This is a genomic window from Paenibacillus terrigena DSM 21567 (assembly GCF_000374845.1).
GTDB lineage: Bacteria > Bacillota > Bacilli > Paenibacillales > Paenibacillaceae > Paenibacillus_K > Paenibacillus_K terrigena.
The window spans coordinates 90840-110383 of record NZ_KB895415.1 but is presented as its reverse complement, the minus strand read 5'-3'; the positions used below and the strand labels follow the sequence as shown (position 1 = coordinate 110383).

General features: G+C 46.8%; 24 protein-coding genes. 17 read left to right on the top strand and 7 right to left on the bottom strand.

What is annotated here, in order from left to right:
* The first annotated feature begins 2 nt into the window (after positions 1 to 2).
* The 6 genes from C558_RS0112085 to spoVM all read left to right on the top strand — a co-directional run bounded on the left by C558_RS0112085 (position 3) and on the right by spoVM (position 5068).
* Positions 3 to 776 (top strand): Stp1/IreP family PP2C-type Ser/Thr phosphatase, encoded by a 774-nt coding sequence (locus tag C558_RS0112085; RefSeq protein WP_018756537.1) that lies wholly within the window; start codon positions 3 to 5, stop codon positions 774 to 776.
* Positions 773 to 2950 carry a Stk1 family PASTA domain-containing Ser/Thr kinase gene (pknB, locus tag C558_RS0112080; RefSeq protein ID WP_018756536.1) on the top strand — a complete coding sequence of 726 codons (2178 nt, stop codon included), beginning with the start codon at positions 773 to 775 and terminating at the stop codon, positions 2948 to 2950. The genes C558_RS0112085 and pknB overlap by 4 nt, the downstream gene beginning before the upstream one ends.
* A gap of 53 nt (positions 2951 to 3003) precedes the next feature.
* Entirely contained in the window at positions 3004 to 3936 is a 933-nt protein-coding gene (gene rsgA, locus C558_RS0112075) for a ribosome small subunit-dependent GTPase A (RefSeq protein WP_018756535.1), read from the top strand.
* A 3-nt stretch (positions 3937 to 3939) separates the two neighbouring features.
* Complete coding sequence (gene rpe / locus C558_RS0112070; protein WP_018756534.1) at positions 3940 to 4602, top strand: ribulose-phosphate 3-epimerase; 663 nt, start codon at positions 3940 to 3942, stop codon at positions 4600 to 4602.
* A gap of 12 nt (positions 4603 to 4614) precedes the next feature.
* On the top strand, positions 4615 to 4872 hold the full coding sequence (locus tag C558_RS0112065) for a hypothetical protein (protein ID WP_018756533.1): 258 nt from the start codon (positions 4615 to 4617) through the stop codon (positions 4870 to 4872).
* Between the two features lie 115 nt (positions 4873 to 4987).
* Positions 4988 to 5068 carry a stage V sporulation protein SpoVM gene (gene spoVM, locus C558_RS30920; protein ID WP_018751565.1) on the top strand — a complete coding sequence of 27 codons (81 nt, stop codon included), beginning with the start codon at positions 4988 to 4990 and terminating at the stop codon, positions 5066 to 5068.
* A gap of 160 nt (positions 5069 to 5228) precedes the next feature.
* On the opposite strand, the gene rpmB is transcribed toward spoVM, so the two are convergent.
* The gene (gene rpmB / locus C558_RS0112055) at positions 5229 to 5417 is read right to left on the bottom strand and encodes a 50S ribosomal protein L28 (protein ID WP_018756532.1); all 189 of its coding nucleotides are present in this window, start codon (positions 5415 to 5417) and stop codon (positions 5229 to 5231) included.
* Between the two features lie 169 nt (positions 5418 to 5586).
* Between rpmB and C558_RS0112050 the strand changes: the two genes are divergently transcribed.
* The 7 genes from C558_RS0112050 (at position 5587) to C558_RS0112020 (ending at position 12570) form a co-directional block, all read left to right on the top strand.
* Positions 5587 to 5946 carry an Asp23/Gls24 family envelope stress response protein gene (locus C558_RS0112050; protein WP_018756531.1) on the top strand — a complete coding sequence of 120 codons (360 nt, stop codon included), beginning with the start codon at positions 5587 to 5589 and terminating at the stop codon, positions 5944 to 5946.
* Positions 5947 to 5961: 15 nt separating this feature from the next.
* Entirely contained in the window at positions 5962 to 7704 is a 1743-nt protein-coding gene (locus C558_RS0112045) for a DAK2 domain-containing protein (protein WP_156826093.1), read from the top strand.
* 58 nt (positions 7705 to 7762) lie between these two features.
* The gene (locus C558_RS0112040) at positions 7763 to 8638 is read left to right on the top strand and encodes a DegV family protein (protein ID WP_018756529.1); all 876 of its coding nucleotides are present in this window, start codon (positions 7763 to 7765) and stop codon (positions 8636 to 8638) included.
* A 2-nt stretch (positions 8639 to 8640) separates the two neighbouring features.
* The gene (recG, locus tag C558_RS0112035) at positions 8641 to 10698 is read left to right on the top strand and encodes an ATP-dependent DNA helicase RecG (protein ID WP_018756528.1); all 2058 of its coding nucleotides are present in this window, start codon (positions 8641 to 8643) and stop codon (positions 10696 to 10698) included.
* Between the two features lie 70 nt (positions 10699 to 10768).
* Positions 10769 to 11056, top strand: coding sequence for a stage VI sporulation protein F (locus C558_RS0112030; protein WP_018756527.1), 288 nt, complete (start codon positions 10769 to 10771; stop codon positions 11054 to 11056).
* A 163-nt stretch (positions 11057 to 11219) separates the two neighbouring features.
* Positions 11220 to 12209, top strand: coding sequence for an acrylyl-CoA reductase family protein (locus tag C558_RS0112025; protein ID WP_018756526.1), 990 nt, complete (start codon positions 11220 to 11222; stop codon positions 12207 to 12209).
* Positions 12210 to 12369: 160 nt separating this feature from the next.
* The gene (locus C558_RS0112020) at positions 12370 to 12570 is read left to right on the top strand and encodes a hypothetical protein (protein ID WP_018756525.1); all 201 of its coding nucleotides are present in this window, start codon (positions 12370 to 12372) and stop codon (positions 12568 to 12570) included.
* Positions 12571 to 12756: 186 nt separating this feature from the next.
* Here C558_RS0112020 and nhaC read toward each other — a convergent pair whose 3' ends face one another.
* Positions 12757 to 14133 carry a Na+/H+ antiporter NhaC gene (gene nhaC, locus C558_RS0112015; RefSeq protein WP_018756524.1) on the bottom strand — a complete coding sequence of 459 codons (1377 nt, stop codon included), beginning with the start codon at positions 14131 to 14133 and terminating at the stop codon, positions 12757 to 12759.
* A gap of 297 nt (positions 14134 to 14430) precedes the next feature.
* Between nhaC and C558_RS0112005 the strand changes: the two genes are divergently transcribed.
* Positions 14431 to 15699 (top strand): DNA polymerase IV, encoded by a 1269-nt coding sequence (locus C558_RS0112005; RefSeq protein ID WP_018756522.1) that lies wholly within the window; start codon positions 14431 to 14433, stop codon positions 15697 to 15699.
* Positions 15696 to 16178 carry a YhjD family protein gene (locus tag C558_RS0112000; protein WP_018756521.1) on the top strand — a complete coding sequence of 161 codons (483 nt, stop codon included), beginning with the start codon at positions 15696 to 15698 and terminating at the stop codon, positions 16176 to 16178. The genes C558_RS0112005 and C558_RS0112000 overlap by 4 nt, the downstream gene beginning before the upstream one ends.
* Before the next feature lie 148 nt (positions 16179 to 16326).
* On the opposite strand, the gene C558_RS0111995 is transcribed toward C558_RS0112000, so the two are convergent.
* Positions 16327 to 16824: a hypothetical protein gene (locus C558_RS0111995; RefSeq protein ID WP_018756520.1), complete on the bottom strand. Its 498-nt coding sequence runs from the start codon at positions 16822 to 16824 to the stop codon at positions 16327 to 16329.
* A gap of 206 nt (positions 16825 to 17030) precedes the next feature.
* Between C558_RS0111995 and C558_RS33765 the strand changes: the two genes are divergently transcribed.
* Positions 17031 to 17189 carry a hypothetical protein gene (locus C558_RS33765; RefSeq protein ID WP_425413935.1) on the top strand — a complete coding sequence of 53 codons (159 nt, stop codon included), beginning with the start codon at positions 17031 to 17033 and terminating at the stop codon, positions 17187 to 17189.
* Position 17190: 1 nt separating this feature from the next.
* On the opposite strand, the gene C558_RS0111985 is transcribed toward C558_RS33765, so the two are convergent.
* From C558_RS0111985 to C558_RS33140, 4 genes are all read right to left on the bottom strand, one after another.
* On the bottom strand, positions 17191 to 17427 hold the full coding sequence (locus C558_RS0111985; protein ID WP_018756518.1) for a spore germination protein: 237 nt from the start codon (positions 17425 to 17427) through the stop codon (positions 17191 to 17193).
* Positions 17428 to 17523: 96 nt separating this feature from the next.
* Positions 17524 to 17889 (bottom strand): spore germination protein GerPE, encoded by a 366-nt coding sequence (locus C558_RS0111980; RefSeq protein WP_018756517.1) that lies wholly within the window; start codon positions 17887 to 17889, stop codon positions 17524 to 17526.
* Positions 17890 to 18050: 161 nt separating this feature from the next.
* Complete coding sequence (gene gerPC, locus C558_RS0111975) at positions 18051 to 18683, bottom strand: spore germination protein GerPC (protein ID WP_018756516.1); 633 nt, start codon at positions 18681 to 18683, stop codon at positions 18051 to 18053.
* 26 nt (positions 18684 to 18709) lie between these two features.
* A complete protein-coding gene (locus C558_RS33140) occupies positions 18710 to 18907 on the bottom strand; it encodes a spore germination protein GerPB (protein ID WP_083927165.1) in 198 nt (65 codons plus the stop codon).
* 143 nt (positions 18908 to 19050) lie between these two features.
* Here C558_RS33140 and C558_RS0111970 point away from each other — a divergent pair, with 143 nt between their 5' ends.
* Positions 19051 to 19494 (top strand): Hsp20/alpha crystallin family protein, encoded by a 444-nt coding sequence (locus tag C558_RS0111970; protein WP_018756515.1) that lies wholly within the window; start codon positions 19051 to 19053, stop codon positions 19492 to 19494.
* Positions 19495 to 19544 lie beyond the last annotated feature (50 nt).

The following is a 19544-nucleotide window of genomic DNA, read 5'->3' as shown; positions in this document are numbered from 1 at the left end:
CCATGAATATGGTACAGCGTTCCGATGTTGGGCGCGTTCGAACAGTCAATGAAGATCTATCTTGGGTACAAGCTCTGGACAGCGGGGTAACACTCGCAATTGTTGCAGATGGAATGGGTGGTCATCAAGCGGGGGACACCGCGAGCAGGCTAGCCGTTGAGACGGTCTCGCAGCAATTGCTGTCGCTCCGTTCGGGGCTTTCTGCTGAAGAATTAGGGGATGCGCTAGCTGCAGCGATTCTGCGAGCGAACCGCGTGATTTACGAACTCGCTTCGCAAGACAGGAAGTATCATAATATGGGGACGACGATCGTGGCTGTCCTTCTCGATGGTCTAAAGGGCATGATCGGTCACATTGGAGATAGTCGCGTCTACAAAATAAATGAAGATGTGATCGAACAGCTGACAGAAGATCATTCTCTCGTGAACGAGTTGGTGAAGAAGGGTCAGATTAGCAGCGAAGAAGCGCAGCATCATCCGATGAAAAATGTTGTGACTCGTGCATTAGGAACGGACCCACATGTGTCCGTAGAGTTAATCCCTGTCGCACTTACTGAGCATGATACGCTTATGCTGTGCAGCGATGGGTTAAGCAATCGCGTTACGGAAGATGAAATGAAGCGTACCGTCAATACGGTACAAGACTCTCTTGCTGCGAGAGCGGATCAACTGCTTCAACTAGCCCTGCAAGCGGGCGGAGAAGATAATATTACAGTTGTTCTATTGGAACAGACATCAGGAATTAACGACAGCGCAGTAAGGGGGTGGGCGGAATGATTGGTCATGAACTAGGCGGACGTTACGAGATACTAACACGAGTAGGCGGCGGCGGTATGGCGCTTGTCTATAAAGCCCAGGACCTATTATTAGGACGTAACGTAGCCGTTAAAATTTTGCGTCAAGAGTTCGTCCATGATGAGGAGTTTATTCGTCGGTTTCGTCGGGAGGCCCAGTCAGCGGCAGCCTTATCACATCCGAATGTTGTAAGTATCTATGATGTAGGTCAAGAAGAAGACATTCATTATATTGTGATGGAATACGTCGAAGGTCAGAATTTAAATGAGTATATTAAAGAGAAGGCGCCGCTCCAGGCCGAAGAAGCGATACATATTGCGATGCAAATCTGTGATGCTTTGGATCATGCGCACCATAACGAGATTATTCACCGTGACATCAAGCCGCATAACATTCTTATTGGCAAAAATGGCCGTGTGAAGGTGACGGATTTTGGGATAGCTCGTGCTGTGACCTCGTCTACGATTACACATGCAGGTTCGGTGCTGGGGTCTGTGCATTACTTCTCGCCAGAACATGCAAAGGGCGTTGCTACAGGGGCGAAGTCGGACTTATATTCGCTTGGGATTGTGCTCTATCAGATGCTCACTGCGCGTCTGCCATTCCTTGGCGAGAGCCCGATCAGTGTTGCGCTTAAGCATCTGCAAGATGAATTCGAGGAGCCGCGCGTGGTCAATCCTCTGATTCCTCAGAGTGTAGAGAACATTATTCTGAAATCGATGCGCAAGAATCCACAGGAACGCTATCAATCGGCCAAAGAAATGATGGCGGATCTGGATACAAGCCTATCAGCGGATCGTCGGTTCGAGAAGAAGATTGGCTTCGAAGACGATGCATTTATCGATGAGCAGAAGACACGTGTTATTCCTGCCATTAAGCCGGATCGTATTGCGCCGAAGAAAGCTGCAGCTCCGATTGCTCGTGAAGTGAAAGAAGAGACAGAAGAGCAGGAGAACGAACGTACAGAGCCCAAGAAGAAGTGGGTGAAGCCAGCCGTTTGGGTAGGAGCGACTATCGTGTTTCTTGCGATTATGCTCGGGGTCGTGCTGTATGTGCAGAAGCTTGTCTATGTCCCGGAGGTAACGCTGCCGAACCTCGTGAATCTTACGGAGGAAGAGGCAAGGAAGCAGTTGTCGGATCTGAAGATTGACATCGAAGAGCCGGTCAACCGCGTGAATAAGGAAGGCTTTGCGAAGGGGATCGTATTCGAGCAGAGTAAGCCGGAAGGCACGAAGGTGAAGGAAGGCTCTACGATCTCGATTTCGGTCAGCGAAGGAGTTCCGATGTTCAAGATGCCGGAGTTGACCAATAAATCGTATACGGAAGCACGTCAGATGCTAATCGATCTGAAAGTGCCGGAGAGCCAGATTACGAAAGTAGAAGAAAACAATGATAATGTGGCAGCGGGTAGGGTATTCGCTCAATCACCAGAGGCGGGAACCGACAGTGACCTTGCGCAGCTGCAAATACGTCTTACGGTGAGTAAGGGCAGCGCGGCGAAGCCGATGCCGAATTTGATTGGCAAAACGGAAGATGAGGCGAAGGCATTAATACAATCTGCCGGTTTGAAGCTTGCAGCAGAATCCGGCGGCGTGAAGCGGGAGCCGAGTTACTTCCCGAAAGGTGAAGTATTTAAGCAATGGCCGTATGAACCGAAGGAGATGGCTGAGCCGAATTCGGAGGTTATGATCTACGTGAGTTCAGGTTATCCGCCGGAAGCGATTGAATACACATTCAATCTGCCGATCGCACCTGTCGAAGAGGGCAAGAAGAGCTCCATTCGGATTGTCTATTCCGATGCTCGCGGAGAAAATATTGAATGGGGTCCTGCTCAGACCATTTCACATGTTCAGACGTTTGCCATCGATCTCGTGCTTGCCCCGAATAAAGATGGTGTCGTTAATGTCTATCGGAACAAAGAGTTCCTTGATTCGTATCCTGTCTCTTACTTTGATGCGAAGAATGGAACGGTTCAGATTCCGCAAATCGATGTCCCTGCAACCACGGACCCTGTTACGGATGGAACTACGACCAACGAATGGACCGACAGCAGCTTCGATACGGGGAACAATGGAAACGGTAATGGCAACGGCAACGGCAATGGCAACGGCCATGGTAATGGGAAAGATAAGAAAGACAAACATAATGATGACTAAGCCACACAATCGAAGCGGAGGGATGCTGCCATTCGAAGAATAGGAGCGAGAATATGCCTCAAGGATTAATTGTTAAGGCATTAAGCGGTTATTACTATATTGAAGCGTCAGGTGAGCTCATTCAATGCCGGGCGCGCGGGATTTTCAAGAAAAGAGGCGAGTCGCCGCTTGTTGGCGATTACGTTGAATATACGCTTACGGAGAACGGGGAGGGGATGGTCGATGCGATCTCCCCTCGCTCTTCGGAGCTGATCCGTCCACCGATCTCCAATGTGGAGCAAGCGATTCTTGTCTTCTCAGTTCAAGAACCGGAACTTAATCTACAGTTGCTCGACAAATTCCTTGTTCATATTGAACATGCTGGACTGGATGTTGTGATCTGCTTCACCAAGGAAGACTTGCTCGATGAGTCTTCATCGGAGAAGGATGTTGAGGTTAGCGTGTCTTCCATTGCGGAACGAGAGTTAACGCGGATTGAGGATGCTGAGGCGCTGTACAAACAGATTGGCTATACTGTCATTCGAACAAGTTCTGTGACGGGACTAGGTAAGGAAGAGCTTATGGCACAGCTGACGGGAAAAATCAGTGTCTTTGCTGGTCAATCCGGGGTGGGTAAATCTTCGATGCTTAACGCACTCTTGCCAGGGCTTGCACTGGAGACGAATCAGATCAGTATGAGGCTTGGCCGCGGTAAGCATACGACAAGACATGTGGAATTGATTCCTCTGCCTGCTGGGGGATTCGTAGCGGATACGCCGGGATTCAGTCAGCTCGACTTCTTAGAGCTTGGTGTTGAGGCATTAGGCGACTGCTTCCGGGAGTTCCGGGACTATGCGGCAGGGTGTAAATTCCGAGGTTGTACGCATCTGCATGAGCCGGGCTGTAAAGTGCTTGCTGCTAAAGAAGCGGGTGAGGTTTCGGCGAGCAGGTATGCGCATTACGAGCTGTTCTACAATGAAATGAAAGAAAAGAAACGGAGGTACTAAACGATGAAACATAAAATTGCTCCGTCCATTTTGTCTGCGGATTTTGCTAAGCTTGGGGATGAAATTAAAGAAGTTGAGCGCGGTGGAGCCGACTGGATCCATGTGGACGTGATGGATGGTCATTTCGTGCCGAATATTACGATTGGTCCGTTAATTGTGGATGCCATTCGTCCGCATACAACGCTACCACTTGACGTTCATCTGATGATTGAGAAACCTGAACAATATATTCCTGTATTCGCTAAGGCTGGTGCGGATTGGATTACGGTTCATGCTGAGGCATGTACGCATCTCCACCGTGTCATCCACTTGATCAAAGAGCAGGGGGTTAAGGCTGGGGTCGCTCTGAATCCAGCAACACCGTTATCGGCGATTGAGGAAGTGCTTGAAGATCTGGATATGGTCTTAATTATGACGGTGAATCCGGGATTTGGCGGTCAGAGCTTCATTGAGAGCACGTTGTCCAAAATCACTAGACTACGCAACATGTTAGATGCTCGTGGATTACAGCATGTGCATATCGAGGTAGATGGTGGAGTTAACGAAGAGACCGTTGCGCGTGTCGTTCAAGCAGGTGCAGACGTGCTCGTTGCAGGCAGCGCTGTATTTGGGCAACAAGATCGCAAAGCTGCAATGGAACGCATTCGAGATCGCATGACATCGTAAGGAGTGACTTTCGTGACAGCACTGTGGTTAATTGTAGCCAGTCTATTATCGGGCATATTGCTCGGGACTTATACGTTAATGGCGTCGCCTGCGAACTTAATCTGTTCCTTGCTGGCGCTTGTGATTACGATTTATTTCTTCCGTAAATATGAACGCCTTGCGATTCGGATTTGGTATGTCGTTCTATCGATCATATTCTTCCTCCTCTTTATTGTCGTGATCACGATGATTCAATTTGTGAAGACGAATCCGATACCTGCATCGATTTAGGATTTGGGCTTATCCTTATCATTCTCTATGGAATAGGGCATGCCGTTCCCGCATATGATGGATACATAAGTGTGCGGGAGTGGGGGTTCTTTAGAAAATGTTGGGAGGGTGGAGTATGAAATTTTATACATTCAAGTTACCGAAGTTCTTGGGAGGCTTTGTAAAGGCGATTTTGAATACGTTCCATAAGAACTAGCGCGTAGTAACGCGCTAATCTACGGTATCGTCTTCTTCATCCTATGGTGGAGTCAAGACTTTGTATAGGCTAGCTGGAATTATGATACTTATAAAAGTTTTTTACATTTAAAAAAGCACCTGCGAGAGCAGGTGCTTTTTGCTTATGAGTTTATCAGTTATTATACGCGAGCTACTTTACCGGATTTCAATGCGCGTGTGCTAACATAAACACGTTTTGGCTTGCCATCTACCAAAATACGAACTTTTTGAACGTTAACGCCCCAAGTGCGTTTGTTTTTGTTGTTTGCGTGGGAAACGTGGTTTCCTGTTTTTGGCGATTTGCCAGTTACGAAACATTTGCGAGACATTGAGTACACCTCCTTGTTCGAGACACCTGCATAAAACAATACTTATATATAATAGCATAGGCAAATTTGCTTCGTCAACTCACCTAAAAAACTTTATTTATTTATCTTATCTATTATAGTACAATGTTGATTAGTCCATAATACACAAAAAGGAGTGGAGAAAAGAGAGATGACTATTCAACTCAGCATGGAAAGTGGAAAAGTGTACATATCTGATGATGTCGTAGCGATCATTGCAGGTTCTGCTGCTCTGGATTGTTATGGGCTGATAGGAATGGCTTCGCGCAAACAATTGAAGGATGGCATTGCTGAACTGCTCGGCCGTGAGAACTTGGCTCGTGGTGTTGAGATTCGTAAGGTGAATGACCAGGTTCAAATAGATTTATACATTATTGTCAGCTATGGTACGAAAATATCCGAAGTTGCTCATAATATTCAAGTTAAAGTGAAGTATGTGCTGAATGAAATCGTCGGAATTCATGTTGATGTGGTGAATGTGTTTGTGCAGGGCGTACGTGTAATAAGTTAGGAAGGGGAATACACCTTGAGGAAGTTTTCATTGGATGGGGCAGATTTTACAAGCATGGTCTTACGGGGTGCAAATCAATTGCATCAGTATTCCGATCATGTGAATTCATTAAATGTGTTTCCTGTCCCAGACGGAGATACAGGAACGAATATGAATTTAACGATGGCGGCGGGCGTGAATGCACTACGGGAGAAGAGCTCTCCGTCGCTTGGGAAGAGCGCTGAGGTGCTGTCCAAAGGACTACTGATGGGCGCACGTGGGAATTCGGGAGTTATTCTCTCCCAATTATTCCGTGGATTTAGCAAATCCGTCGTAGGGCTAGATTCCGTCAATTCAAATCAATTTGCTGCTGCACTGCAGAGTGGTGTGGATACAGCTTACAAAGCAGTCGTCAAACCTGTAGAAGGGACCATCTTGACCGTTGCGAAAGAGGCTGCCAAGCACGCAGTGCAAATCGCTCGCCGTACGACAGATATCTCGGAATTGATGCGTGAAGTGCTCCTGAAGGCGAATGAGGCTTTGGCGAACACGCCAAACCAACTGCCGGTGCTGAAGCAAGTCGGTGTCGTGGATTCAGGTGGACAAGGACTCGTCTACATTTACGAAGGGTTCTTGCAAGCTATTGAGGCTGGCGAAGCTTCTCTTACGGACGTGCCAGCGCATCCTGCAACTACAGCTTCCACTGTAGATTCGGTGAAGCATACAGTGTCTGCACAATCGCAATTATCAACGGAAGATATTGAATTTTTGTACGATATGGAGTTTTTCATTCAGTTAAATTTAGGAAAACCGCAAAAGAAGTTCGACGAGCACCAATTCAGGAAAGCGCTTGCGAAGAATGGGGACTCGATCATCGTGATCGCGGATCAAGAGATTGTGAAGGTTCACGTACATTCCAAAGCGCCAGGCGATGTCCTGAGTGAATCGCTGCAATATGGTGAATTGATCAAGATTAATATTCTGAATATGCGTGAGCAGCACCGTGATCTACTAGCCGATGGCGGTGATGTTACGCCGATGCCGGAACTGTATCCTGCCATTGATAGAGAAGAAGCGGGAACTGTAGAGACGGCTGTTGAACCTCCAGCAGATGAGCTTGCTGCTTATGGGATGATTTCTGTCTCGATGGGACAAGGGATTTCGGATATCTTCACAAGTCTTGGCGTAGATGTCGTTCTCTCAGGTGGGCAGACGATGAACCCGAGTACAGAAGATTTCGTCAAGGCGATTGAGTCAATCTCTGCGCAGCATATCTTGATTCTTCCGAACAACTCGAACATTATTCTTGCGGCACAGCAAGCCAAGGAGCTCGTAATGGACCGTGAAGTAACGGTATTGCCATCGAAGACAATTCCGCAAGGTCTTGCAGCAGCATTTGCTTTCCAAGAAGACGAATCCGTCGAAGTGAATATTGAAGCGATGGGGCAGGGCATTTCGCATGTGCAGTCAGGTCAAGTGACGTATTCGATCCGTGATACGAGCCTAGATGGCCTTGAGATCAAAGCGGGTCACTATATCGGGATTCATAATTCCAAAATTGTCGCGACAACCGATTCCATTGTGGAGACTTGTCAGGACTTGCTTCGCCAAATGATCGGCAGCGGCGACGAGATTGTCACGATCTTGGTCGGAGACGATGCAGAAGAAGAGACAACTGGGCAGTTATCGTCATGGATGGCAGAGCAATTCCCAGATGCGGAAGTGGAGATTCATCCAGGCGGACAGCCAATCTATCATTATCTGTTCTCCGTAGAGTAAATCTTCGATAATAACTCGCATTGCGTATACCTAAGCCTTGAATAAGGAGGAATTGGATATGGGTCAAGTGCGTATTGTAACAGATAGCACCGGGGATATCCCTCGTGAGATAAGAGAGCAGTATGATATCCGAATGGTTCCACTGAAAGTGCATTTTGGTGATGAGATGTACATGGATGCGGTAACGATCGAGCCGGCACAATTCTATGATAAGCTTACGAAATCGGAGAAGCTCCCGACGACGTCGCAGCCTTCTCCGCTTGATTTCACTGAAGTCTACAAACAATTGTTAGCGGAGCCAGATACCGAAATTATATCGATTCATTTATCTGCGGCTTTAAGCGGTACGTATCAGTCGGCTGTGCTCGCGAAATCGATGGTTGAAGAAGAGGATACCTCCAATGAGGGGCGCGTATCCATAGTGAATTCCAGATCGGCCTCCTATGGGTTCGGGCAGATGGTCGTGCTGGCCGCACGGCTTGCAGAGCAAGGGAAGTCGAAGGATGAAATTCTAGCGATGATCACGAGATTTCAGAATGAACGTAAATTGTACTTTCTTCTCGATACGCTCGATTTCTTGCAGAAGGGCGGCCGTATCGGGAAAGCCTCTGCTGTACTCGGAACGTTACTGAACATTAAGCCGATCCTATCGATTGATGTGGAAGGCGAAGTGCATGCTGTCGATAAGGTGCGTGGTCAGAAGAAAGCGATGGCACGCGTTGTCGACATGTTCAAGAAGGATTTTGAGGGCAGACAAATACATATTGCTGCGGGGTATGCGACAGAGCGCGGTGCGTTAGAAGAATTAATTGGTCTTATGCGTGAGCAATTCGATGTAGCTTCTGTGGAATATACAACGATAGGCTCGGTCATCGGAACCCATACGGGTCCAGGTGTAATCGCACTCTTCGTGACCCCGGTGAATGAGGGTTAGCCATGGAACAGATGGACTTAAGACAAATTTCATTACGTAAAGTAAGTGGCGTGAGTGCTCCGAAGGAACTAGAGCTTCACGCCTTTGGCATTTTATCGGTAGCGGATCTGCTCGAATATTATCCCTATCGCTATGAGGACTATCGGCTAAGAGATTTAACCGAGGTGAAGGATGGCGAGAAGGTCACGGTAGAAGGGAAGATCGCGAGCCCTCCCGTAGTATCGCGATTCGGACGGAATAAGTCCCGGATGACTTGTAAGGTGATGATTGGCGATTTTCTCGTGACAGCCACGTGGTTCAACCGTCACTTCCTTCAAGAGCAGATCATTGCCGGACGAGAAATCGTGCTAACGGGAAAATGGGAGCAGAAGCGGATGCAAATTACGGTCGCGGACTCGGAGTTCCCAGACCGAGGGAGCGGGCGAAAAGGCACACTGCAGCCGGTCTATACCGTCCACGGCAAGATTACGCAGACCTGGATGCGCAAGACGATGGTACAAGCCTTAACACAGTTCGGTGCGATGATTGAAGAGGTCCTTCCGTACGCTTTGGTGGAGCAGTATCATTTTATGCCTCGCAAACAAGCGATTGCACTTATCCATCATCCGCAGAATACGGAAGAAGGGCAGCAGGCCCGCAATCGGATGGTCTATGAGGAATTGTTCATGTTCCAGCTGAAGCTGCAAGCGTTCCGGACGTTGACGCGTGAACGTATGGACGGCATTGCGCACCAAGTGGAGAATCGCACGGTACGAGAGTTTGTGCGCAGCTTGCCTTTCGAGCTAACCGATGCACAGAAGCAGGTCGTCACCGAAATATTAAGTGATTTACGCTCTCCTAGCTGTATGAATCGATTGCTGCAAGGGGATGTTGGTTCCGGGAAGACGGTTGTTGCTGCAATTGCATTGTTCGCTACGGTACGGGCAGGGTATCAAGGCGCGCTGATGGTACCGACAGAGATTCTCGCCGAGCAGCATTTGCGTTCACTACAGAAGCTCTTCGAGCCTCACGGTATTCAAGTCGGTCTGCTCACAGGCAGTGTGACGGGGCGTAAACGTAAGGATCTGCTCGCATCGCTGCAGATGGGCATGATCGATATTGTGGTTGGTACACATGCGTTGATCCAAGAGGATGTATTCTTCAGACAGCTTGGTCTTGTCGTGACGGATGAGCAGCATCGGTTCGGGGTGAATCAGCGGAGTATTCTGCGGCGCAAAGGGATGAACCCGGATGTGCTGACGATGACAGCGACTCCTATTCCACGGACACTCGCCATTTCTGCTTTTGGTGATATGGATGTCTCCACGATTTCGGAACGCCCCAAAGGGAGGAAGCCGATTCAGACGTTCTGGGTGAAGCACAGCATGCTGGAGCGCGTACTTGGCTTCATTCGCAAAGAGGTGGATCAAGGTCGCCAGGCCTATATGATTTGTCCGTTAATCGAAGAGTCGGAGAAGATTGATGTCCAGAATGCGATTGATCTGCATGTACAGATTCAGCAAGCGCTGCCTCATTATCGTGTAGGTCTTCTTCATGGTCGGATGAGTGCGCAGGAGAAAGAAGAAGTCATGCAGCAATTCAGTCGAAATGAAGTGCAGGTACTTATCTCGACGACGGTTATCGAGGTTGGGGTGGATGTGCCGAATTCCACATTGATGATCATAATGGATGCGGATCGATTTGGGTTATCGCAGCTTCATCAGCTTCGTGGTCGCGTTGGTCGGGGAGAACACCAATCCTATTGTATTCTGATCGCAGATCCTAAGTCCGAAGTGGGTCAGCAGCGGATGCAGGTCATGACGGAGACGGATGATGGCTTCGAGGTATCTCGGCGGGATTTGGAGCTGCGTGGTCCGGGGGATTTCTTCGGTACGAAACAGAGTGGTCTTCCGGAGTTCCGTCTTGCGGATATGGTAGCGGATTTTGCTGTTCTGGAACAAGCGCGTGATGACGCAGGGAGACTCGTCAATGATGCGGCGTTCTGGACATCTGCGCAATATGTTGGGCTTCGCAAGTTCCTGCAGCGTGAACAAATTTTCCAAGGGGATCTGTTAGATTAGTTCAATTGACAAGCTGCCTGCGCATATACTGGGAATATTGCATAAGTCGTTTCTCTGGAGGTGTCTACAGGTGAGTTATGTCAAATATGGGATTAGTCCGGATTTCGTGGAGCGGGTCAAGACCAAGACGAAGAATCCGCAAGTGAAAGACAAATTGAAAAAAATGCTGGATGGCGTGAGCAAACACGATCTGCAGGATCGAACGAAGGTGCGCCGTCTCGTCAAATCGGCTGGGGTCATTCTGAATGAGAAGATTTCGGGAACGCAGGAAGATCAGATTGTTGCGTTCGTCTTGGCGCAGAAGATTGATCCGAATAATACGTTTCATCTCATTAAGCTGTGGGGGATGTTTCGTTAAGGTTGTGATGCCTGGTTCTCAGGGAAATGCCCGTTCTTCGATTTTAGAAGGCGGGCTTTTTGCTCCATATAAGTAGGAAGTCATTTTTATGTGATTTGGGCAACATATGCTACAATAGGAAGCGCAGGGTACATGAACTACGTACATACGGGAGGGATTTGACGTGACAAGATTTCAAGCTTTCGTGGTAGATAAACAAGATGAGGAAGTCATTACGCAAGTCAAGACGTTAACGATGGAAGATCTGCCTGCTGGGGATGTAACCATACGTGCTGCATATTCCAGTGTGAACTATAAAGACGGCCTGGCGACACTGCTGAATGGCGGTATTGTGAACCAATATCCGTTCATCCCGGGCATTGATGTTGCAGGGACGGTTATCGAGTCGAAGGACGAGCGGTTTGAAGAAGGAGATTTCGTGCTAGTCACAGGTTATGGGTTAGGCGTGTCTCATTTTGGCGGGTATAGCGAATATATTCGAGTACCAGGGGATTGGATCGTTCACCTCCCGGAAGGCATAACGCTCAAAGAATCGATGGCGCTTGGTACAGCTGGGTTTACTGCGGCATTATCTATACATAAATTGGAACAACACGGTCTGAGGCCGGACCAGGGAGAAGTATTAGTCACGGGTGCATCTGGCGGCGTAGGGAGTCTGGCGGTGGCTATGCTATCCAAGATCGGCTATCACGTGGTGGCAAGTTCGGGCAAGACGGAGGAGCATGATTTCCTACGTAAATTAGGGGCTAAGGAGATTCTCTCACGGGAGGATGTATCACCTGAGCAGATTAGACCGCTCAGCAAAGCACGCTGGGCAGCTGTTGTTGATCCTGTGGGCGGGAATACGCTTGCACATGCACTTAGTACCACCAAGTACGGTGGGGCTATTGCGGTGAGTGGAATGATCGGGGGTGCGGGATTCCCGGGCAATGTGTATCCATTTATTTTGCGCGGCGTACAACTCATTGGGATCGATTCCGTCTATTGTCCGATGGACGAGCGAATTGCGATTTGGAAGCGGTTAGGTTCGGATCTGAAGCCGGATTTGCTGCTCGAGGAGATTGGGCGTGTGACGACACTTGCGCATTTGTCACATGAACTGAAGATAATCCTGCAAGGGAAGCAACGCGGGCGGTTGATCGTAGCGTTGTAACGTGACAGGAATCGACATAATTTGGTAGACGGTCGATACTTGTTCTGATACAATAGGGGTAATTGTAAAATATTACGTTTGCGAAGAACGCAAGCTGAGGAGATAACTCCCGGTTTGCGTTCTTTTTTTGTTGTCATCAGCATAGGGAGGTGGATTCGTTATGAGAGTAAGACTGTCATCGTACTTGGACTGTGGCTTGAAACATCGAAATACGGACCTATTGGGAAGTCGAGCACGTGAGGAAACGGGGTCAGTACAGGGGGCTGGAGCTTGGGTTGGGATGCGTAAAGTTGAAGGGGTCATTCATCAGCCTTGGTTCAAGAAATTGCAAGAACATCGTCAAGGGGGGGATTTCACGTAAAAGAGAGATGAAAATAGCAGTAAAGCCAGGTGAAGGGGTAAAAAGGATGTCAGATCAATCCGATAAGGTAAGAGCGGGGATCCTTTTTTTTACAAGTTTGTAGAATGAAATCAAATTAGAAGAAAAGGGAGCGCTGCCGCGCTCCCTTTTTGCGTTGATCGATGAGATGTGATTCATCTTGGGTGGTTATTCGTTGCTTCCGAGCGAATTCTTCTGTAACGGCTTGATGACGGCATAGGCGAAGGTGAATAAAGGACTGGCCCATAGGAATATCGCATATGGCAAGTATTCGATGACCGGAACGCCCAGCGTCGATGCGAAGAAGGCGCCGCTAACTCCCCAAGGAATTAAAGGATTCACGAGAGTTCCACAGTCCTCAAGCGTCCGGGAGAGCGTTCTCGCCGGAATTTGGCGCCGTGCATATTCGTCCTTGAACATTTGACCAGGTAGAAGGATCGATAGATATTGCTCCCCCGTCATGCCGTTCACCGCAATAGAGGATACGCCTGTCATGAGCACGATGCTGCTCTTCCGCTTCAGCGGCGCGATTACGGTGCGGAAGAAGGCTTCAATGACGCCGCAATGCTGCAGCAATCCGCCTAGAGATAAGGCGATCAAGATCAGAGAGACGGACCACATCATCGATTGCAATCCGCCGCGATTGACTATCGCAGCGACGGTCTCGTTCGTAATGCTGCTCTTGTAGCCGCTCTGCATGACTTGGAACCACATGTCGATTGCACTCTGATGCTGTACGAACGCGGTGATCAAGAGGCCTGTGACGATCCCTGCGATTAGCGTAGGCAAGATGGGTACGCGTCTAACGGAGCAGATCAGAACAGCTAATGGCGATAATAATGTTAGCCAATGGATGTTGAAGCCCTCATGCAGCGCAAGCTTAATCTGTTCCATCGAGCTTAGATCAACCGTGCCTGTTCGCGCCCCGAATAAAAAGAAGATCGTCGTCAGGACAAGTGCTGGAACGGTGGTGTAGAGCATATTGCGAATATGTGTGAATAGCGTCGTACCTGCCACAGCGGGCGCGAAGTTCGTCGTATCGGACAGCGGTGACATTTTATCGCCAAAGCAAGCCCCGCAAATGACGGCCCCTGCAGCTAATGTCGGTGAGACGCCTGTCGTCGCGGCGATCCCCATGAAGGCTACCCCAACCGTACTGACGGTTGTGAACGAACTGCCTGTGAACAAAGAGATCATGATGGTCACATAAAGCGCGCTCACGGCAAAATAATTCGGCTGAATATAATCCATGCCGTAGTAGAGAATGGTCGGCACGGTACCGCTCATCATCCAGACGGCGATAAGAATCCCGATGAGGGATAGGATCAGAATGGGCATGATCGCAGTCTGAATGCCGCGGATGATCGCCGATTCGATGCTTGTCCAAGGGATACCGAACATCCACAAGAGGGCGGCGGTTCCGACGGTCGTCGCGAGAAGCGGGAGATGCGGCTCTGCTTTTAAGAGGAAAATGGAGATGAATAGCAGGGAGAGAATAAAGACAATGAGCAGCATGCTCTTGGAGAAACTGAGTTGTTTATTCACGATGTTGGGCTCCTTAAATACTTTTTAGCTTTTATGCGTTAAAGTATAAAGGATGTGCATGGATAACGTCAATGTTATGAACATACAGAACAGGATGATTTTAGTGGGAAGGAGGTTTTCAGTTGGATATCCTCGGCAGGTTTTATCATCCTGCGCAAGTCAGGTTAAATCTAGGCACCGATTTCCATAAAATTCACTTGCATATCGAACATGTGTTTGGTATATAATAAATAACAAATGCGAATGTTTGTTCGTTACATGTAAATGAGTTAGGAATATGACTTGGAGGGTGTTAAATTGAGTCAACCAAGCGAAAGGGTCATCTTTTTAGCGGACTGTCAGAGTTTTTATGCGAGCGTAGAGAAAGCAGATCATCCAGAATATAAGAACAAACCGGTAGCTGTGGCAGGAGACCCTGCGCGAAGGTCGGGCATCATTCTGGCGGCCTGCCCTATTGCGAAGAGCTTCGGTGTCACGACAGCGGAACGGCTCGGGGAGGCGCTGAGGAAATGCCCGGATCTTGTTATTATGCGCCCTCGTATGCAGCATTATATCGATATATCCTTGAAGATAACGGAAATATACGAAAAATTTACGGATCTTGTGGAAGTGTTCAGCATTGACGAACAGTTCTTAGATATTACGGCAAGTCAGTCCCTCCTGGGGGATCCCATCACCATCGCGCGAGCCATTCAAGACCAAGTAATGCATGAGACAGGAATACGCATACGCGTAGGGATCAGCTCGAATAAGGTACTGGCGAAAATCGCAACTGACATATGGGCGAAGAAAAATAAGAATGGGATCTTCATTCTGTCGCCATCCGATCTTGAGCGTACACTATGGCAGGAGCCGGTCCATAAGATGTATGGCGTTGGCTCCCGAATGACCGCACACTTCACGAAGCTCGGCATGATGACGATCGGAGATATTGCACGAACGCCGTTGCCGGAGCTTAAGGATAAGTTCCGCGCACGGTTCGGCAAGCAGTCGGATATTCATGCCGAGGTGATGTGGCGAACGGCGAACGGTCTGGATAACAGCCCGGTGTCGCCAGGCACCTTCCATGCAGCGCCAAAGTCGGTCGGTCATATGATGACCTTGCCGCGGGACTATGCGGATGCTTCGGAAGTCGATACGATTCTACTCGAGCTGACGGAAGAGGTCTGCCGCGACTGTCGGCAGAAGGGTTATATGGGCTCGGTCGTGACGGTCAGCTGTATGTGCAGCCCTTATGAGACGCCAACGGGCTTCTCGCGCCAGATGAAGATGGCCGATCCGACGAACAATACGAACAAAGTGTTCGAGACGGTGAAGACGCTCTTCTACAAGTATTGGGATCAGATGCCCGTGCGACGTGCCGGTGTTATGCTGAGCGCACTAACGGATGACGATGCATATCAGTTGACGTTGTTCGAGGATCAAGAACGGATGCGGGCGCTCGATCGAGCGACGGATCGTATTAAGGAACGATATGGCAGTGCTGCAATCATGCGGGCATCATCTGCCACGAAGGCGGGTCAAGCGTCGGAACGGTCAATGAAAATTGGGGGGCATTATAAATGAGTAAGAAGCTGGAAAATAACGGTCTATGGGAGTCCAGTCGCATGATGCTGCCACAGCATCGGGAGGCCTTGCTAAATAGACATCATGAAATTCCGAGTCTTCGTTCAAGCCACCCAAAGAAGGAAGATATTGAATTAATACGCGATTATATTCTGCTCCCCATTATGTATACGCTGGTAACCAAAAAGATCTCCGAAGTGAAACTCTCTTCTGAGACGCTAAAGTCGCTATATGCCAAAGCAGCACAAGTCCTTGCGGCTAATATTTACAAAGATTTGTCCAAGGTGAAACAAGAAATGATGGAAAAAGAAATTCGCGTTTTTAATGAAGAAAAGCATGAAGATATATTGGAGTTGCATTATGCCTATCGTGATTATGAGGATCGTTTGATTATAACAAAAGAATACATGAAGGCGGAAATAAGCAAGAGATTAGCTCGATATACGGACAGTCTTATAATAAACTTAAGTAAAATGTAATAATAAAAAATGAATGAGTTATTTGCATGACCTACTACAACTGTTACAGGTATCAATGGAATTAAAAAAAAGATGATCCCTGTTCAATACGCAATACAGAGATCATCTTCTTCAATCTGCCTAGACTTTTTTTGAATGACACGGGAAATTACTCATAATTAGTTACAATATATCTTCCTTTGTCCTCTTGCCATTTCAGGGTATAGATCTTGTTCTCCGGTGTTGTAATTTTAAATTCTTCTTTACTGCCTTCCACTTTCACGGCATCGAACGTCGTATCGATTATAGAAGGGTTGAAGAATGGAACCGCAGCGCCGTCTTCTCCTTTGTTCAAGACCACGTTGTCGTCTACCGTCTGGTCTGTAACATAATGGGCCATGATTTTATCGACGAGCGGTGCATCGAAGTATCCAAGCAGCAGTTCTTTCGCCTTATCTCGTCCGCCTGTTGCCGGATCTAAGATCGGCGTGCCGTCTGCTGCGGTTTTTTTGTGGAATAATATTTTGACTTTATCTACCGCAACACTAGCATCGTTATAGGCAATCTGCTTGTCCATCGGATCGGCTTCTTTGGCCGGTGTAGAGCAGGCTACAACGGATAGAATAAGAATGACTAGAATGAATACGGTCGTGAATTTGTTACGCATTTGAATTCTCCTTTTATTCTGTAATCATCACCATAGTCTAATCCGTTTTCTACCAAATTCCAACATGTAAAAAATTCCAATAGTGACGATCATCGTCCATGCGCGTAATGAGGAGATCGTTATCGCCACTACAGGTATCAGGAATTTAAAAAAGATGACCCCTGTTCAATACAGAGATCATCTTCTTCAATCTGCCTAGACTTTTTTTGAATGTCCTTTACAAAGGGGAACGGATGCAGGCGCTCGATCGAGCGACGGATCGTATTAAGGAACGATATGGCAGTGCTGCAATCATGCGGGCATCGTCTGCCACGAAGGCGGGTCAAGCGTCGGAGCGGTCAATGAAAATTGGGGGGCATATGTGAATTATACGATTCCCTTATTACCAAATGTCGATTGATTCGAATCGTTCACATCAGAATCCCAGGTATTTGTAGCGCTGACAGCATTGTTGTTCGTCATGAAATCGCCTGTATTAAACGACCCTGAGCCGGCATAGGATTTGCTGGTACTTTCTGGTGATAATTGTATTGCATCGCCAATATGCACAATTCCAGATGATCCTACGCTTATGATTTTTATATTTCCAACTATGGAAGGCATACGTAATACCACCTCTATTGGCAAGCAAGATAATGCATCTTATGCCGTCATTCGCCTAAGTGACACATTTCTTATAGGCAAGATGAATATCTAAAGTTATTTCCTCAGTACCTGTCGTATCTGTTTGAACCTCGATTCACTTTCAATTAAGCAGTTTGAACCAATTTGAATAATGGAAGAAGTATCCACTCCTTTTATTTCTATCCCCCTTACTTTTATGAATTTCGATTCGTTAACAATATTCATCTGTACAGGGGTCAGTGCTGTCGGTTCTGGAATTTCTTTTGAGAAAATTGGATACTCGTTAAAATCCCCTTCTGTTCCAAGATAATTAGATATCTCTTTTTGAAAGACGAGAGCTTTTGAATCAGGTGTCAGCCTTTGTGCATCTCCTACAATTAGAATGGCACTCGCCGAAATGCTTTCAACCTGTAGCCAAGGAACGAATGAAATTCTGGTCATTTTATCATCTTGATGGTAACGGAGCCGCTGGAGTGGGGACTAACGACTCTGGGGGAGTATCCGTAATAGATGAACATTTAATCACTTCAGTATCGCCGACCATCAATACAGAAGACGTGGACACACTCGTCACACGGATTGAAATTACATTGATTTCTTTATTAATGACTGTCATTTGCATGATGCTGAGCTCCCTTCGGATCAGTTTGAATCGTTGTGATATGCTGTTCAATCGCCATTTGAATGTCTCTTTTCACATGATCCAATATATATTGTCTAGCAATTGACGCATCCTTAGCTGTTTCTTTATCCATTTGGTTGATATAATGATGAATTCTGTCATGTACTTGTTTTTTTAAATCACTTACCATGAGTTGTCGATACTCTTGATCCACATGTACTTGGTGTGTTTTCGTAAAGGAATCAATTGTATCCGGAACTTGATTTTTTAGATACTGGTCCATCATTTTAGATGTGGAATCATAAAGGTCGGATTGTTTATCCTTAGAACTTTGCACCCAATTCAAACCGTTTTTTTCCATTTCATCCATTGATTTGACTCCATCTGGAGTTACCCCGATTACTAGTGTCCCGCTTAAATTTTCTACTTTTAGCATATCAAATCGATACTCGATTTTATCTATTGAAATTTGCTTTTGATTTCTGGTCTCTGTCAATTCTTTTTTTAATTGTTCGAGGTTTGTTTCCAATTTATTTATCTGATCTGTTTGCCAGTTGATATAAGTATGAAGTTGACGAAAATAATCGCTCCAATTATTTGAAGCTTGATTCATGGCTAGTTCCTCCTAAAAAATATTTGCTAATAACCTGGAGGTGGCAAAGGGACTAAAGGTTCTTCAGATTGACTCTCCGCGGCCGGAGGAGAACCACTTGTGTTGTACGAATTTGATAGTGGATTCATAACACCAGTACTGCCAATCTGCAATATGGAAGAATTTGATATCGAATTCACAGTTAAGTTTTGAATTGTAATACTCTGGTGGACAACAAGATTCATACGATACCACCTTCATTCCACGGTTTATTCCGGATTATACAACATATGCGGCAAATGCCTATTTGTTACTGCAACAATGGGTGAACACCTAAAGACTCAACTTACATACAATATAGAAAATATCGATTAGAGAGGTGACAAAGGTGAGAAAAACACCGAGAGATACGTTTGATTGGAAAAATTTTGATGAGTTTTTTGGTGGGAAATTACCTTCCATGGAAATGGAAAATGGAATGCCTTCGCAAAATTGGGTTGAAAATTATGTACAAGGTATATTGAAAAATATCCCTACAACAGCTAAAAAAAACAACTTGTTAAAACACGATATATTTCAAACTCATAATTTTGTATTTATCAAAGTCGCCATTCCCCAAAACGTTAATATTAGGGATTTACAGTTATCCGTAAGTCCTAACCAGATCATGATTGATGGACTTCCGGAAAATCAGCATCATGTCATTAAACTCCCAGAAATCGTAAAGTTTCGAGAAAGCAGAGCTAAATTCAAAGACGGCATCTTGCAAATCAAGGTAAGAAAAAATATCGATGACCAGAAATTTCATGATGTGTATATTAGTTATGAATAAAAGGTACCATTTGAGTTCAATAAGACTCTTTATATTCAAAATGTAAGCCA